This is a genomic window from Microcoleus sp. A2-C3, assembly GCF_036706065.1.
Taxonomy (GTDB): Bacteria; Cyanobacteriota; Cyanobacteriia; order Cyanobacteriales; family Microcoleaceae; genus Microcoleus.
Genome location: NZ_JAUBVX010000007.1, coordinates 45,980 through 61,640 on the forward strand (window position 1 = coordinate 45,980; position 15,661 = coordinate 61,640).

The following is a 15,661-nucleotide window of genomic DNA, read 5'->3' on the forward strand; positions in this document are numbered from 1 at the left end:
ACGGGGATTAACGCAGATGATAGTTTGATATTGTCTGCGTTTTTCTAATCTGTTTGCTAAAATGATAGTAATCAACGGGAGGTACGATTATGCCTAATCCTTTTCCGGGGATGAATCCCTATTTAGAAAGTCCTGACTTTTGGCCGGAAGTTCATCATTTACTGATTAGTGCGATTAAAGAGTCCCTCACTCCGCAATTGCGCCCCAAATACCGCGTCGCTATTGAAAAGCGAATTTATGAAATTCAAGGTAAAAATTCTCTATTATTAGGTAGTTCTGATGTCTCTATCGAACATAAACACTATCCCACCAATCCGGTATCATTTAATGTTGCTGTCGCTGCCCGCACTGTGGAACCTGTAAAAGTGAGAATCCCAGTGTCGGAAGAATTTAGGGAAGGATATTTAGAGGTAATCGACATGGCGACAAAGGAAGTTGTAACAGTTATTGAAGTGTTTTCACCTCCAAATAAACGTCGGGGGGAAGGTCGAGAAAAGTATGGCAATAAGCGACATAAAATATTTGATACCAGTACGCATTTAGTCGAAATAGACTTGTTGCGCGGTGGGGAACCTTTGCCAGTGTTTGGAGGTTATAATGAAAGCGACTGTCGCGTTTTAGTCAGTCGCAGCAATCAACGTCCGATCGCAGATTTGTACTTATTTAACATTCCCGATCCAATTCCTGCATTTCCCTTGCCTTTGCGTCCAGAAGACGTAGAGCCTGTTTTGGATTTACAAGCGCTGATTAATCAAGTATACGATCGCGCGGGATATGATTTTGAAATCGATTATACCGCCGAACCCGTTCCTGCGCTGTCGGAAGCCGATGCTGCTTGGGCTGATGGTTTGTTGCGGGAGACAGGGTTAAGGGGTTAATGTAGTGGAAAATTTCAACAATATATTACTATGCCTAATCCATTTCCGGGGATGAATCCCTATTTAGAAAGTCCTGATTTTTGGCGGGCGGTTCACAATCGGTTGATAGTGGCGATCGCAGATTTTTTGACTCCGCAACTGCTGCCTAAGTATTTAGTGGACATTGAACAAAGAATTTATCAAATCAGCGGGGAAGATGCTTTATTGGTCGGTATTCCCGATGTGGCCGTGCAGCGATCGCCAATTCCAGCAACTTCTAGCACTGGAAATGTTGCTGTCATGTCGCCGTCTGTGACAGCTTTGAGAGTGAGAGTGCCTACAACGGTGGAAGTTAGAGAAAGTTATTTGCAGGTAATAGAACAGGAAACTAAGAAAGTAGTTACAGTAATAGAAGTGCTTTCGCCGACGAACAAGCGCGGCAAAGGGCGGGAGATGTATGAGGAAAAACGCTATAAAGTGTTCGCAGGGCGATCGCACTTAGTGGAAATTGACTTGCTGCGAAGTTACCAACCTTTGCCTGTTTTTGGGAATGATATTGAGGGAAGTTATCGGATTTTGGTGAGTCGGGGAGATTGTCGCCCCGCGGCTGATTTGTATTTGTTTAATCTACCAGATGCAATTCCGGCTTTTCCTTTGCCTTTGCGTAGCGGCGATGCGGAACCAATTGTCGATTTACAAGCGTTATTAAATGGGGTTTACGATCGCGCCGCCTATGACTTTAGAATAGATTACACCGCCGAACCGGTGCCTGCGCTGTCGGAACCGGATGCTGTTTGGGCTGATGCTTGGTTGCGGGAGACGGGGTTAAGAGGGCGATCGCAAATAACAACGGATAGTTAAGCGCCTAACCGCTTTTTCAAAGCATCCAAAAAATGAACAGACCAATATTCAAGGAATCGGCTTTTCAGGGGTTTAATGAATTTATCCCAAGGATTGAGGTCAACAATATAATTACCGATTTTGATGCCAATCGGCTCTAAATGTTTGCCTTCTATTTCCTGGCTCAATAAAGGCAATTTTCTATTACTTAGCTGTTGTATGAGCCAAAGTACATCGCTGTTTTTTTGTTCTTCTAGACTTTTGTTGATATCATTGATAGAACCAGCAATATTATCTCGATCGAAAGAAATTATTGCAGTCAAATTAAACAGAGAACTATTAGCGATAAAGCATTGAGTTTGTTCTCTGGTTGGTAGCACTCCTAAACGGAATTTGTCTAACAGTTTTGCTAGCGATCGCACTGGAATAGCGCTCTCGGTATTGCTGATATCAGGAGCAATTAATAACGAGGGCTGGTCTTTAATTGAAGGTCTGTCGATGCCCAGATTTTCGATTAAGCTATGAATCTGTTCGTAGTCAGGGCGATCGCAGAATTTATTCACAATATTTGGATACCGATCGTCGCTTAAAAATTCTAAAAGAGCAATGTACTTGCATCCCAGACTGTGACCTACCCAAAAATAACTCGATAGTTCTTGATAAATTTCGCTTTCATAGCCTAATTTTTGAGAAATTTTGGTCAGTTCTGTTCTCAGGATCTCCTGTTCTTTTAATAACCCAATAGCGATCGGCCAGTGACGAAAAGTAAATCTAAATGGCAAAGCAACTACGGTATAACCTTCTTCAAACAACTGCTGTAAAAAATATCGATAAAACAAAGTTGGCAAACTACCAAAAAGAGTTCCACCAATAAATTGAATAACACCTTTGGGCTGCGGATGAACAGCTACCCAACTAAAAGAAACAGGCTGAAATTTAAATGAGTTCGACATTTGAATAAAGCTCAGTGAGTAAGTGGGCGTAATTAAACGTTAGTAAACGTAAGGTGGGCATTGCCCACCCTACAGTTACTTACCCTTTAACAGTTCTAGATGCTAGACATTCTGACAGGAATCTCGAATTTTTCCATCACTGTATTTAGATCTTTCAAATTGACATCACTGGGATCGAGTTGGGCTAGCAGTTCCACTAGCAGTTGACCTTTTTCTGAATTGTCGGCTTCCAAACTAGCCAAGTCCAAAGTACCGTTGCTTAACTGTTCCAAAATCGGCTCAAGAGTTTCCAAATCGATGCTAAGTAGTTTGCCTCCTTCAGGAGGAATTTCGTTCAAGCCTTTTCCACTGGCGATCGCCAAAGTGTAATTGATTTGATCGAAGTCGAATCCAGTATTAGCTTTTGATGGGAAATCATTCGGCAAGAAAGTACCGCGAATTTCGGGATTCAATAACACCTTGACTGGTTTTTTGCTTTGGGGTTGGGGTAGGGGTATGGGTTTTGGTCCAGGCAGTGGAAATTTGATGAGTGCTGGCGGCAAAAATAGTGAGACATATCCGCGCACTTCCAACAAACCTGGATCCAGAGCTTCTGGGATTTTGGGCAACAATTCAACAGATGCTGTTTTGTGAGCGGGTATGGTGAAAAACGCACGATATACCTTCGGTTTCCCGTTCACCTGAGTCAGAGGTACCTCGAAGTTAGCGCCTTCAACATCAACAACTAAGAAAACGTTCTTCTTGTCAAGCAAGATTTTATTAGGATCTGGCGGCACGGGTAAGCTGACGGTAAACTCAATCCGATATCGCAAGTCGATCGCTTCGAGATTGGAGATGGTGAGAAAGTATCCTTGAACGACTCGGCGAGCCACTGGGAGGAGTGCTGCAGGGATGCCCTTCACAGGTGCGATCGGCTTTGCGAGGATTTCAAAGGTGGAAATTTCCATGTTGTTTTCAGAGTAATTTAACTTTTTGGGCTAGTCTTTACCCGGAAAAATTTGTTTATGTTTTTCCGTGGCTATCTCTATGAATAACTGCTCGTCGTGGTTGGTTAACAGTCCCTTTTTCTAGTGACACTCACTTGAGTTAACTCAAGTGAGTGTCACTTGATTGTGGGACTTGACAATTTAAAATTTTTGTTTAACCCCTGAGAAACACGGATCGGGAATTAAATTTATCCTTGTGTATCTGAAGATGAAAAGAAAATATCGAAGTGATAATCAGCCCGATCGCACATTAATCTGTTGGTATAATCCCCCTTTAATGGGTCCGGGGCGATCGAAAAACTCAAAACAGCTACACAAAACGTTACATTTTTGTTACCATCGTGGCGAGTCTGTCCTCAGCATTCGCCCTTTTAACCTTCAAAACTAACCGTTATGGATCAATCTCCCTCCACAACTCCCGCCTCCGAAGAGCTCGCCGCCGAAACTCCGATCGCGCCGACAAACAATGCACCTCCACCGAGTTATGTCAAGCTGGCGATGCGGAATATGGTTCGCAAGCGCGCGACTTCTTTGTTTCATTTTGCTTTGACGGCGGCCGGACTTTTGGGCGTACTCGTCGGTTTGGCTTTTCTTGATCGATATTTCAACTCTTAGAATACCCGGCGCTTGAAACCGCGGCGGTTGAATACCGGACGGTTGAAACCGCTTCGATACAGACACTCACGCGCCTCCGCGGGTTAAATACCGCGCCGTTTGATGTGATCGCGCGATCGACCCATTGCAATCTTCAACAGATTCCTGTAATCTGCCTGCTTAAAGCAAAAAGTCCCCGCCGCCCGATCGCCCAATTTGAAATTGTAAAAAAATTGAATATATTGCTTGACAACAGATGCGAAAAATGCTAATTGAGGTGAACGTCGAAGACTGTTATGGACTCGCCCAACAATCCGCCGACACTGACAACCACCCGGAGAATCAACCCAGCGGGGAGATTGCAGCCGAAACCTGGGAAAATTGGTTTAGCGTTTGGCTGGAAAACCAGGAGGCGGATGTGCCAGTCGCCCCGGGCTACGAAGTCAGTCTGCGTCTCACCGCCGATGCCGATATCCAAGCCCTCAACGCCCAATATCGTCAACAAGATCGATCGACCGATGTCCTAGCTTTCGCATCTTTAGAGGTAGACTGTCCTCAGTTAGAGGAAATGCAGTCATCGGAACCTCTATACTTGGGTGATATCATTATCTCGATCGACACAGCGCAGCGACAAGCCCAGCAGCAAGGACATCCCCTGAAGACCGAACTAGCTTGGCTGGCATCCCACGGTTTTCTACATCTTTTGGGCTGGGATCACCCGGATGAAGCAAGTCTGACTCAAATGCTCGATCGACAAGAAACATTGTTGCGCGCGATCGGTCTTGAGATCCAAACACCATAACTGACATTGATACTGATTTAACCAATCATGCCAAGCTCAACATAACTCTCTAAAATTACATCAAAACTTTACCAAAAGCTGAGGAAAGTTACCTAGACTTGATGAAGTGAATTTTACAAGTCTAGCTTGCATTCATTTTTGTAACTTAAAGTTGGTTGTTATGACAATAGATAGACCGTCAATTTCATCAAACATCCCACCGTTTGCGATCATGCCTCAAGACTCTTCGAGCCCGACAGTCCACGAGTCAAAAAAGCCCTTGAAATACAGACGAGAACTGTCCTGGAAAATCGCCTCTAGTTTAGCTACGAGTTTTAGATACGCTTGGGGTGGGCTGACTTATGCCTTTGAAACTCAGCGCAATTTTCGGATTCACACTATTATTGGCACTTTGGCGATCGGACTAGGACTATTTTTGCACCTGAAACCTGTAGAAATATCAGTAATCGGTGTCACAATTGGTATAGTTTTAGCAATGGAATTGTTGAATACGGCGATCGAATCGGTGGTAGACTTAACCGTTGGGCAATCTTACCACGAACTCGCCAAAATTGCCAAAGACTGCGCTGCCGGAGCCGTTCTGGTATCCGCAATGGCCGCGGCGATTGTCGCTGCTGCACTGCTGCTTCCTCCCTTGTGGGTAGTTGTTCAAATTGCGATCGTCCGTTAGTAACTTATAGGCCAGGCAAATTTTACATTTTAGATGACCAATTTGAGGCTTTTAGTTTTATTTGTACATATTGCAGCTATTTTAATCTTGGGCATCTATCTAAAATCTTCAAACTATTGCATTCAGGCAGCGACTCAATCTAAGATCTAAAATCTCAAACCTAAAATCTAACTTAACCCGTGATTATAGTCATCGATAACTACGACAGTTTTACATACAATTTGGTACAGTATCTAGGAGAACTCGGCGCTGAATTGCCCGTAGCAAAAGAAGTCCAAGTCTACCGCAACGACCAAATCTCCTTAGCAGAAATTCGCCGATTGCAGCCCGCAGCAGTGGTTATTTCTCCAGGCCCAGGGCGACCGGAAGATGCGGGAATTTCTCTGGAATTAATCAAAGAATTGGGGCCGACTTTACCAATTTTAGGCGTGTGTCTTGGACATCAAAGTATCGGTCAAGTATTCGGCGGCAAAATTGTTTCTGCACCCGTATTAATGCACGGCAAAACTTCTCAGGTAGAACACGCAGGAGTCGGAGTTTTTGTAGGAGTAGAATCACCGATGGTTGCAACTCGCTATCACAGTTTGGTAATAGAAAAGCAGAGTTGTCCTGAAGTTTTGGAAGTTACGGCTTGGGTTGAAGATGGCACGATTATGGGCGTGCGGCATCGAGAATATCCGCACATTGAAGGTGTGCAGTTTCACCCGGAAAGTATTTTGACGACTTCGGGAAAGCAATTATTGCGGAATTTCTTAGAACGGCTTTAAGTAGAAGGAAGAAGGAAGAAGGAAGAAGGAAGAAGGAAGAAGGAAGGAAGGAAGAAGGAAGAAAGAAAAAACATATACACCCAGCTTGAGCGCGAGCCGTATTTTACGTTTAATCAAGTGGATTTGCTTAGTTGAATTTCTCTCGATTTGTAGAGTACGCAGTGCGCACCTTACGGTAAGACTAGAGTACACATTTCGCACCGGACTGTGTTTTGTGGTATAACAACAAACGACCAACACCCGATAACCCAACCACAAGATGAAACGGCGACAATTAATACGTTACGCACAGACGGGTTTGCTAGCAGCTTTAGCAACTGGTTTGCCCTCTGGATGGGAAAGCTATCAAGCTCAAACTGCTGATTCTTTGTCGGTTCAGTGGTTGGGCCACACTTGCTTTTTGTTTACAGGTGGCGGTGCGAGGGTGCTGGTGAATCCTTTTCGCCCCCTGGGCTGTACGGCAGGCTATCGTTCTCCCAAAGTACCTACAGATTTGATTCTGATTAGCAGCAGATTGCTCGATGAAGGGGCGGTAGACGGATTTTCTGGCAATCCTGGCCTTTTGTACGAACCGGGCGCTTATCGATCGAACGGGCTCAGGATTCAAGGCATTCGGACGCAGAAAGACCGTGAGGGAGGAAAGCGATTTGGGGTGAATGTGGCTTGGCTTTGGCAGCAAGCTGGTGTTAAGATTTTACACTTGGGTGGACTTGCTGGGCCGATCGGCATTGAAGAACAAATCCTGATTGGGCGGCCGGATATTTTGCTAATTCCCGTGGGTGGAGGGCCGAAAGCTTACACTCCGGCGGAAGCCAAGCAAACTGTGCAACTTCTCAAACCGAAAATGGTGATTCCCACGCATTACAAAACCCAAGCCGCCGATGCAGCGTGCGATTTAGTGTCGCTAGATGAATTCTTGGCCCTGATGGATGGTACGCCAGTGCGCCGATTGAATAGTGACACGATTTCGATCAAATCTGCTGATTTACCCCAAACAGGTTCGGTGATTGAGGTTTTGAGTTATAGATTTGGGAGTTGAGACTCTTTTTCCCTAAGCTTGCGTTATAGTTAGGGAGTTTTGGTCGATCGACAATTCCAGCTCATTTTATCTCTACCTTAGCCTTTCCCAACCTGATCTTTTGAGGAAATTTGGCTAACATAAGAATTCACGTTCACTGTTTTATTGTCATAAGGAAATACAAGCGTAATGAAAAATCAAAATGTACCTAGCTGGAGCAAAAAAATCACAGGTTTGGCAGGAGTAATCGGCGCTAGCGCGTTGATTGCTTTCCCGGCTTGGGCTCACATCAACTCCAACACCAATGTGAATAATGCAACTCCAACTCAACAAGTTGCAGAAAATATGAAACCAATGGCTTCACCGGCACCAATGGCCGCCACTAAGGATATTGTCGCTATTGCATCTGGCGACCCTCAATTCAAGACATTGACAAAGGCTTTGGGAGAAGCAGGTTTGGTGACAACTCTCAAAGGAAAAGGCCCTTTCACTGTTTTTGCACCGACAGACGCGGCTTTTGCTGCTTTGCCAAAAGGAACTTTGGAAAATTTGATGAAACCAGCTAACAAAGCCAAACTTGTTAAGGTTTTGACTTACCACGTTGTTCCGGGTACTGTTTACTCTACCAGCCTCAAATCGGGCGATGTTAAAAGTGTTGAAGGTACCTCGCTGAAAGTGGCAGTTGCCGCAGGCAAAGTTACTGTTAGCGGTGCTAATGTTGTGAAAGCTGATATCAAAGCTAGCAACGGCGTTATTCACGTAATTGACAAGGTTTTGATCCCTGCTGATGCGAAGTAAGACTAGCATTTTTGGTCTCAAATGATGTCAGATTTGGTTAAATGAACGCAAAGTAAGGAAACGGCAAAAGCCAGGACACGGCGCCGCGCCTTTCGGAGTGTCAACAACCAGGTCAAATGTATCACCTGTCTTCTGTCTGATAATTAAGACCATATCCCCCTAGCCCCCCTTAAAAAAGGGTGGAACCAGAAGTGGATCAAAGTCCCCCTTCCTAAGGGGGATTTAGGGGGATCTGCCCTCGGCGGTAAACGAGAGATTACAAAGCGTTCCAGGGTTGTGGAGACTTTCCGAAGGCAGTGCCGTTCCCTACTGGCAATTAGATGCCTGTATTTCCGATCAAATCGTGAGATCAAATTCGTTTGAGAGCGCTAATCTAAGCGTATTGGGCTAGATGACAATTTTGCCGGCAACATGAGAGTAAAAGTTGACCCCTTGCCCAACTCGCTATTCACCGTAATTTCTCCCCCCAGCATCTGAGAGTATTTCTGCGCTATTGCCAAACCCAAACCCGTACCTCCGTACTTGCGAGTAGTCGAAGCATCAGCTTGCGTAAAAGGTTGAAATAACTTTTGTAGCTGTTCCGGAGTCATCCCAATTCCCGTATCAGTACATTGAAAAATTAACTGTTCACCATCCCAACTATTTTCGTCATTTTTAATTCTTTCAACGCTGAGTGTAATTTTCCCTTGCCGAGTAAACTTAGCTGCATTGCTGAGCAAATTAAACAAAATTTGAGTAAGCTTAATTTTATCCGAATGCAATTCGCCAATATTCTGAGGACACTCAACATTCAGCCGATTGGCATTTCGGAAAAATAGCGGTTCAACAGTTCTCGCTACATCTTGAACTGCCTCGAACAAGTCAAAATTTTCTAATTCAAATTCCGCGTGACCTGCTTCAATCTTCGACAAGTCCAGAATATCATTAATCAATCCCAGTAAATGATTGCCTGCATTGTGAATTCTTGCCAAATCCTCCACAAAATTGTCTTCGCCAAAATCTAAAGCATCTTCTTGCAGAATCTCGCTGTAACCGATAATCGCATTCAGAGGAGTTCGCAGTTCGTGGCTCATGTTAGCCAAAAACTGACTTTTAGCCAAATTAGCTGCTTCTGCGGCTTCCTTTGCTTTGTACAGTTCTGCCTCGCCTTGCAAGCGGTCAGTCACGTCGTGAGCCAGCACTAATTCAGCATTTCTGCTATCAAATATCAGGGTATAAGAAGTAATTTCTACATCAATAATTGTGCCGTTTTTGGTCTGGTGCTGACACACACCGGCAAAATCAATACTGGTATCTACTTGGGATATATTTTCTAGCAATGTCGGTAGTTCTGGGCTCGGACGAATATCTGCAACGGTCATGTTGAGAAATTCGTCGCGAGTGTAGCCGTAGTGGTGGATAGCAGCCTGATTGACGGCTATAAATTCCAGAGTTTCTAAATCGTAAACCCACATCGGATGGGGATTATTTTTAAACAAAAGTCTGTAGCGTTCTTCCGAGGCTCGGAGTTCGACTTCGGCTTGCTTGCGCTCGGTAATGTCGCGGACAACAGTGCAAATAATCTCGCGGCCGCCGTAGGAAATCACGCTGGCACTTACTTCCACGTCTACGCAGGAACCGTCTCGGCGCAGGTAGAGAACTTCGCCAATTCTGAATTGTTTGTCCGCCAGCAGGGACTCGATATTGCTGTCAATTAGGTCTTTGGAGTAAGCGACGATATCGTAAATAGTCAGTTGCGAAATCGTATCAAGACTGTAATCGAGCAAGTTTCTAAAGGCTGTATTGGCTTCTAAAAGGTGTTTGGTTTGAGCGTCCCACAGGAAAATGCAGTCTGTAGCTTGCTCGACTACGGCTCGGTAGCGGGCTTTTTCTTCTAGTTGTTCGTTTTCGGCGCTGGCGATCGCCCCGAGCATTCCATTGATAGTATGGGCAAGGTCGGACAACTCGTCTTCGCCCGTGACCGGCAGTCGCACCGAGAGGTCTTGGCTACTACTGACGCGGTTCACTGATGAAGCCAAACTGCTCAACCGAGAAAGCACCAGACGCTCTATCAGCAGCAGAGTGCAGCCGATAAATCCGATTCCCGCTAAGCCTACAGACACCAGCAGGTACAGCAAACTGGTTTGACCTTGGCGGTAGATTTCTCTGGGCATATCCACCCGTAGAAGTAACGCTGGTCGATCGTAAATATCCCGGATCAAAGCATAACCCGCCATCAAATCTTCGGTGACAGGACGCACCAAAATCGATTTTTTTGCCGACAGTTTATCGCGCACATTCCGAAAGTCAGCCGGCAACTCAGCCTCATTAACGCTGTGTACAATCAGCGGCAAGCGAGTAATTTTAGAAAGCTTGGCAATGCCCGCAGCATCCAAATTGCGCCCGAATACCAGCGTGCCTCGAATCGGGCCAGTGCTTTTTGTAGTGACAATTGGCCGGGAAGTAATCAGTATCGGCCCTGACGGTAGCAGCAGAATACCGGCGAGGCTGCTGTTGACGTTGGGGTGCTGCAACAACGGGTCGCCCAGAGAAATGTGCTGTTTTAAGGCTTCTGGAACAGGCGTTAGTTTCACCTTTTGGCTGTCGAAACCCGTACCGTAAACTATTTTGCCCGAAGTATTGACAAATAGGGCTATGTTAACTCTCACATTAGCCAGTCCTTCGGGAATCAAATTTGAGGCGATGAATTCTTTGTTACCATTTTGGATGAAAGCGTAGGTGTCGTCCCAGGCTGACCAGTCGGCAAAGCGCGAGTTGAAGTCGTCTGCGGTTTGCCCGAACACGCTGAGCACTCCCTTAACAACCTGTGTGGCTTCTTGTTCCTCTGCTTTGACAAGGCTGCCCAAAAGGATACTGGAGGAGGCTGCATAGAGAATGCCAGTCAATCCAGCGATGGTAATGCCAACTATTGATAGTGTTTTCCGACGCAGTTTCATCTTGCCGAGTGTGTGTTGTCCGTCCGAAATTATCAACTCAGGAGCAATTTTACTGCTGTTTCCTGAATCCTGGCTGCTGGCGCAGCGCCAGTCTGCAGGCAGGGAGTCGGGTAATTCGAGTTTTTGGTCTGACGCACCGTATCGCTGCCTAGTTAAAAAGTATACAGGTAACATCCAGTGACTTCAGGCATGGGGATGAGAGCTGGTTTTTTGTTAAACAAGATCTTCGCCAAACGGGAAAATCGCCTCATAAATTAGGTTGGGTTGAGGTACTCGTACCGAACAAATAGGTTTTGGTTTCGCTTTGCTATATCCAACAAACCAATAAAATTGTGCAAGTATTCGTTATATAGCCTTTCTTAGAAAGATGAGGGCATAGGGCATAGGGCATAGGGCATGAGGCTCTCCTCACCACGCTTGAGAACCGTTATACCAGTTTCAGAATTGACACTCAAGCGGGCTGAAGCCACGCTCGATTCTGCTGACAGAATAACTTTAGTTATTACTAAAGCCTGATTCTCGCTACGGTAGCCAAACACCGTCTACCCAGTCGGTCAAGTTTTACACCTAACTTACTAGCTACTTTTCTGAGAATATTAGCGGCACCGTGAAGATCCGCATTAACTAAACTTCCGTTCGCAGAGCGATACAATCCGCGTTTAATTCGCCGTCCAGATGCTTTCCACCCCAGCGGTTTTTCACCGTATCTGGGTAGGGAGTCTCCATCAAGAAAGCTAGCTTTGGAGCTGTATGCTTCTTCTGTTTCAGTGAATTGAATTCCGTGTAAATCACAAAGTTGATTTAAGCGCTCTTTCAACTTACCCAAAGGCATCTGAACAAATTTTTGATTGTTCAGACTGCCCATATCAACATTGGATTTAAACCCTTGGTTCCATCCAATTACCAGATTGCCGATACCGTGTTTCAAACAATGGTCAACAATTAGCTTCGCAGCTTTATTGATGCCATCGCGCATCTGGTGATTGCGCTTGCGGGTTACGCGGTCTAGCCAACTATCCCAGTAACCTGTGGGCTTCCCTTCTTTCCTGGTCGCTATTTTTTTGTTCCAAAGCTGATTCATCGCCTTCATAACGCGAGCGTCGAGCAAGAAAGAATTTCCCAACGTGTCAACACAAGCAGCTAAATTGTCGGCAGTTCCCAGATCAATTGATAATGCTTGACTGCGATCTAAATTATGCTGCTGGCATTCTACCTCGTAAGACACTTCCAAATAGAAAGCACCGTTTTTCGGGAGAATCGTGAACTCTTTAACCTTTGCACAGTCAATATTTGATGGCATCGGCAGAAAGAATTCAGAAATCCCAAACCAGCGTCGCACTGTTAAACCCAGGGAAAATCGCAATTGATTACCGACAAGGGCTGGCTTTAGTCCTCCCGAATTGGGGTAAGCTACTTTAAATAGTTTAGGCCCCGTTAGATAGTTCGGCGGTTTAGGTTTAAAGTGTAAATTACCTTGAAGATATAATTTTTTCAATTCCTTGAAGCTTTTAAATGCCTCAGTCACCGACATCAGAGTTTGCTGCATGGGTGTTGAAGGCAGTGACTTAGCAACCATCGATTTAGAAATTGACGGTTCAAAAGATAAGTCGAATTTTCCTGTCAGCAGTTTTCCCGTTTTAAAAAATGTCTGACGAGCGAAATAAACAGCGCTATTGTACAGCTTTCCCGATTGCCGGCAGAGATACTGCAACACTGCTTCAACTTCTTTGTTAGGAGCTAGAAATATTTGTTGTACTCCCATTGCTTTTTTGATTTTAGCCACCCCTTTTTCCTAAAAAATTAATTGATTTATTTAGTTTAAAGGAATATAGTAGACAAGTCAAGTTACGACAACACAATTTTATTTAGCATTGACACTCTCAGCTCTTTCATAGACTGAGATTCTTGAATAGACCGCCGAAGCAATCTTCAAAGGCATTGTCAAAGTGCCTCGCTTTCGCTCAGAACAACTGTCTTGCGACGCTGCTATTGCGCTTACTTTTCTACTTTTGGTTGTTTTCGGAGTTCAACGCAAAGCCAAAATTCGGTACGCTCCCCATCCTGCTATTACTTGCTCTTTTTGTGTTGGGTATCTAGCCCCGTACTAAGTAGCCGGAATTTCGCCGTACTAGGAATGGTTCAACACGTAGTTGATTATTCTTACTCACTGCTCAATTATAACAGAAGATTCAAGGCGATTGAAATCGCCGAGTCGTTTCCCTCTCAGGACTAAAGTCGCGCTCGTTTCCCACTTACCGTATTTCTTCTTATGAAGTCGTTAAGAACTATAAAGAAGATCCACACCATTCTGCTAACCAAGAAAGACACGGGGACTGAAGTCCCCGCGTCGCTTTCCTCTCAGGACTAAAGTCGCGCTCGTTTCCCGCTTCCCGTATTATTTTTATGGATGCAACTGTAGGCAGACTGCAAACTCTTATGCAGTGAGTAATTTCCAATTCTTTAATCCCCAATCCCCAATCGAAAATGATATTAGTTTCCCCACACCTGCTGTTTGTGAGCTTCCTTGCAAATACTCAAAATTCGTCGATCGTTGTCGCTGACGACGGAAAGAGGGTAATACTGTTGCAGGTTTACGGAGTAGGGAGAGCGAGTGCCGTCGTAAGTGTCTACTACTGTTAAATTTAACTGATTTCGATCGCCAGTGCCGTAAAAACAGTAAAAAGCAGACCGAGGCAGGTAAAAAGCGCCGACTACCTTGCTCTGACGCATTTCAAATACAAAATATTCTTGTTTAATTTCATCGGGCTGGCTCGACTGGCCGTAGAGGTAAATACCCTCTGATAAACCTGTACTAGCGGTATCTGGCACAGCATTTGGGGGAGATTGCGAACTAAAAACGCCGGATTTGATCTCCGAGTGTCCAAGCGGGCGTGCCGTCCATGCGATGCTAAAGTTACCGGGCGAGAGACCAAGGGCGATCGCCTCTAAACTGCTTGTCAATATCAAATAAGTCAAAACCACTCGCTTGCCCCAAAATTCATAATAACTGCCTCGCAGCGCCTTTTATACCGGTTTCAAAAAGCTCGTCAAGAAACCGGGTATTTGGCTGAACGCAGGTTATTAATTTGAATTCTCGATCGCCCGCCCGGTTCCTGAATTCAAATCTCAGATTAGTTTTGATAAATTTTGCGATCACGCGATCGACTTTCAAATAAAAATATCCTTGCCAGCAGCACAAACACCAAAAAAGGAGTTGAGATTTGGGGGAAATCTCAACTCCTTTAGTGACTAACTAGCCAAGTATTCTCGTACTTGAGATTGGCGCCGCCGCAGGTGGGCGAGAGCTTGATGTTCTAGCTGTCGCACTCGTTCGCGGCTGAGATTCAGCCGTTCTCCGACTTTCGCCAGCGACATTTCGGTGCCGTCTTCTAAACCAAAGCGCAGAATAATCACATCTCGCTGCTGCGGGGTAAGTTCTGAGATCAAAGTATTCAGGTCTTGTCGCAGCAATTCTGAGGTAATATAGTTATCTGGAGATGCAGTTTCGTCCTCTAAGAGTTCTTGCAGTTCGGTATCTTGGTTGTCTCCTACCCGCAAGTCCAAAGAAACTGGATGTCTTGCCATCAGTAGGTATTCTCGAATTTGCGAAGGTTGCAGTTCCAGGGCGGTGGCAATTTCCGCAGGCGAGGGAGAACGGCCAAACTGCTGGGTGAGTTCCCGCTGCACTTTTTTGATTTTGTTGAGTTTTTCGGTGATGTGAATTGGCAATCGAATGGTGCGGGCGTGTTGGGCGATCGCGCGAGTGATTGCTTGGCGAATCCACCAGTACGCATAGGTAGAAAATTTGTATCCGCGCATCGGGTCAAATTTTTCTACTCCTCGTTCTAAACCGAGAGTTCCTTCTTGAATTAAATCCAAGAATTCCATATTACGTTTTTGGTATTTTTTGGCGATCGCCACTACTAAGCGCAAATTCGCTTCAATCATCTTTTGCTTGGCGCGCCGCCCTATTTGCAATATCCGGTTCAGTTCGGCTTCCGCCAACTCCATTTCGGCAGCCCACTCTTCGTTCGTAAGATCCCGCTGCCATTCTTTAGCAAATGCTTGTTTTGCTTCGATTAATTTCATCATTTGCTGTACCTGCTTCCCGAAAACAATCTCTTCTTCTCGGGTTAGCAGGGGTACGCGACCGATTTCGTGCAGATAGGTACGAACCGTATCCGTTGAGGAGTATGGCCGACTGCTCGTGCGATCGGCTTTCACTGTTTTGGTTTTAGGGGTTGTAGTGGACATGGGTGAGTTTTGCACTCCTTGTAACAACAGATAAAAAGTTGGTGATACCCTGTCCCACTTTTACAAGTGGGATAAAGACTGCGACAGGGGGATGTTACCCATCCTGTTTCTCGGTGACGATCGGTAGAAGCTTGTGGTTTTGGATTACTTTTGTGCTGAATTTTCTAGTAATCCCCGTTGATTTTC

Annotated in this window: 14 protein-coding genes; 8 read left to right on the top strand and 6 right to left on the bottom strand. The window is 45.2% G+C overall.

Going from position 1 to position 15,661, the window contains the following annotated elements; all coding sequences use genetic code 11:
* Positions 1–89: 89 nt before the first annotated feature.
* Both QUB66_RS06160 and QUB66_RS06165 read left to right on the top strand, forming a co-directional pair.
* Positions 90–878: a DUF4058 family protein gene (locus tag QUB66_RS06160; protein ID WP_332966833.1), complete on the top strand. Its 789-nt coding sequence runs from the start codon at positions 90–92 to the stop codon at positions 876–878.
* Positions 879–908: 30 nt separating this feature from the next.
* The gene (locus tag QUB66_RS06165) at positions 909–1,718 is read left to right on the top strand and encodes a DUF4058 family protein (RefSeq protein ID WP_332966832.1); all 810 of its coding nucleotides are present in this window, start codon (positions 909–911) and stop codon (positions 1,716–1,718) included.
* On the opposite strand, the gene QUB66_RS06170 is transcribed toward QUB66_RS06165, so the two are convergent.
* Both QUB66_RS06170 and QUB66_RS06175 read right to left on the bottom strand, forming a co-directional pair.
* Positions 1,715–2,650, bottom strand: coding sequence for a DUF1350 family protein (locus QUB66_RS06170; RefSeq protein WP_332966831.1), 936 nt, complete (start codon positions 2,648–2,650; stop codon positions 1,715–1,717). The two genes, QUB66_RS06165 and QUB66_RS06170, sit on opposite strands and share 4 nt — an antisense overlap.
* Positions 2,651–2,745: 95 nt before the next feature.
* Complete coding sequence (locus QUB66_RS06175) at positions 2,746–3,597, bottom strand: hypothetical protein (RefSeq protein ID WP_332966830.1); 852 nt, start codon at positions 3,595–3,597, stop codon at positions 2,746–2,748.
* A 432-nt stretch (positions 3,598–4,029) separates the two neighbouring features.
* On the opposite strand from QUB66_RS06175, the gene QUB66_RS06180 reads away from it, so the two are divergent.
* The 6 genes from QUB66_RS06180 (at position 4,030) to QUB66_RS06205 (ending at position 8,285) form a co-directional block, all read left to right on the top strand.
* A complete protein-coding gene (locus QUB66_RS06180; RefSeq protein ID WP_265233495.1) occupies positions 4,030–4,251 on the top strand; it encodes a DUF3285 domain-containing protein in 222 nt (73 codons plus the stop codon).
* Positions 4,252–4,495: 244 nt separating this feature from the next.
* Positions 4,496–5,032 (top strand): rRNA maturation RNase YbeY, encoded by a 537-nt coding sequence (ybeY, locus tag QUB66_RS06185; RefSeq protein ID WP_332966866.1) that lies wholly within the window; start codon positions 4,496–4,498, stop codon positions 5,030–5,032.
* A 211-nt stretch (positions 5,033–5,243) separates the two neighbouring features.
* Positions 5,244–5,702, top strand: a complete 459-nt coding sequence (locus QUB66_RS06190; RefSeq protein WP_332966829.1) for a diacylglycerol kinase family protein — start codon at positions 5,244–5,246, stop codon at positions 5,700–5,702.
* A gap of 179 nt (positions 5,703–5,881) precedes the next feature.
* Positions 5,882–6,469 carry an anthranilate synthase component II gene (locus QUB66_RS06195; protein ID WP_265233493.1) on the top strand — a complete coding sequence of 196 codons (588 nt, stop codon included), beginning with the start codon at positions 5,882–5,884 and terminating at the stop codon, positions 6,467–6,469.
* A 259-nt stretch (positions 6,470–6,728) separates the two neighbouring features.
* The gene (locus QUB66_RS06200; RefSeq protein WP_332966828.1) at positions 6,729–7,508 is read left to right on the top strand and encodes an MBL fold metallo-hydrolase; all 780 of its coding nucleotides are present in this window, start codon (positions 6,729–6,731) and stop codon (positions 7,506–7,508) included.
* 168 nt (positions 7,509–7,676) lie between these two features.
* On the top strand, positions 7,677–8,285 hold the full coding sequence (locus QUB66_RS06205) for a fasciclin domain-containing protein (protein WP_332966827.1): 609 nt from the start codon (positions 7,677–7,679) through the stop codon (positions 8,283–8,285).
* Between the two features lie 368 nt (positions 8,286–8,653).
* Here the strand turns inward: QUB66_RS06205 and QUB66_RS06210 are convergent, their stop codons facing one another.
* From QUB66_RS06210 to QUB66_RS06225, 4 genes are all read right to left on the bottom strand, one after another.
* Entirely contained in the window at positions 8,654–11,395 is a 2,742-nt protein-coding gene (locus QUB66_RS06210; RefSeq protein ID WP_265233489.1) for a CHASE4 domain-containing protein, read from the bottom strand.
* Between the two features lie 331 nt (positions 11,396–11,726).
* A complete protein-coding gene (locus QUB66_RS06215) occupies positions 11,727–13,004 on the bottom strand; it encodes an RNA-guided endonuclease InsQ/TnpB family protein (RefSeq protein ID WP_332966826.1) in 1,278 nt (425 codons plus the stop codon).
* Positions 13,005–13,711: 707 nt separating this feature from the next.
* A complete protein-coding gene (locus tag QUB66_RS06220; RefSeq protein ID WP_265233487.1) occupies positions 13,712–14,203 on the bottom strand; it encodes a hypothetical protein in 492 nt (163 codons plus the stop codon).
* Between the two features lie 267 nt (positions 14,204–14,470).
* Positions 14,471–15,475, bottom strand: coding sequence for an RNA polymerase sigma factor, RpoD/SigA family (locus QUB66_RS06225; protein ID WP_265233486.1), 1,005 nt, complete (start codon positions 15,473–15,475; stop codon positions 14,471–14,473).
* Between the last annotated feature and the right edge of the window lie 186 nt (positions 15,476–15,661).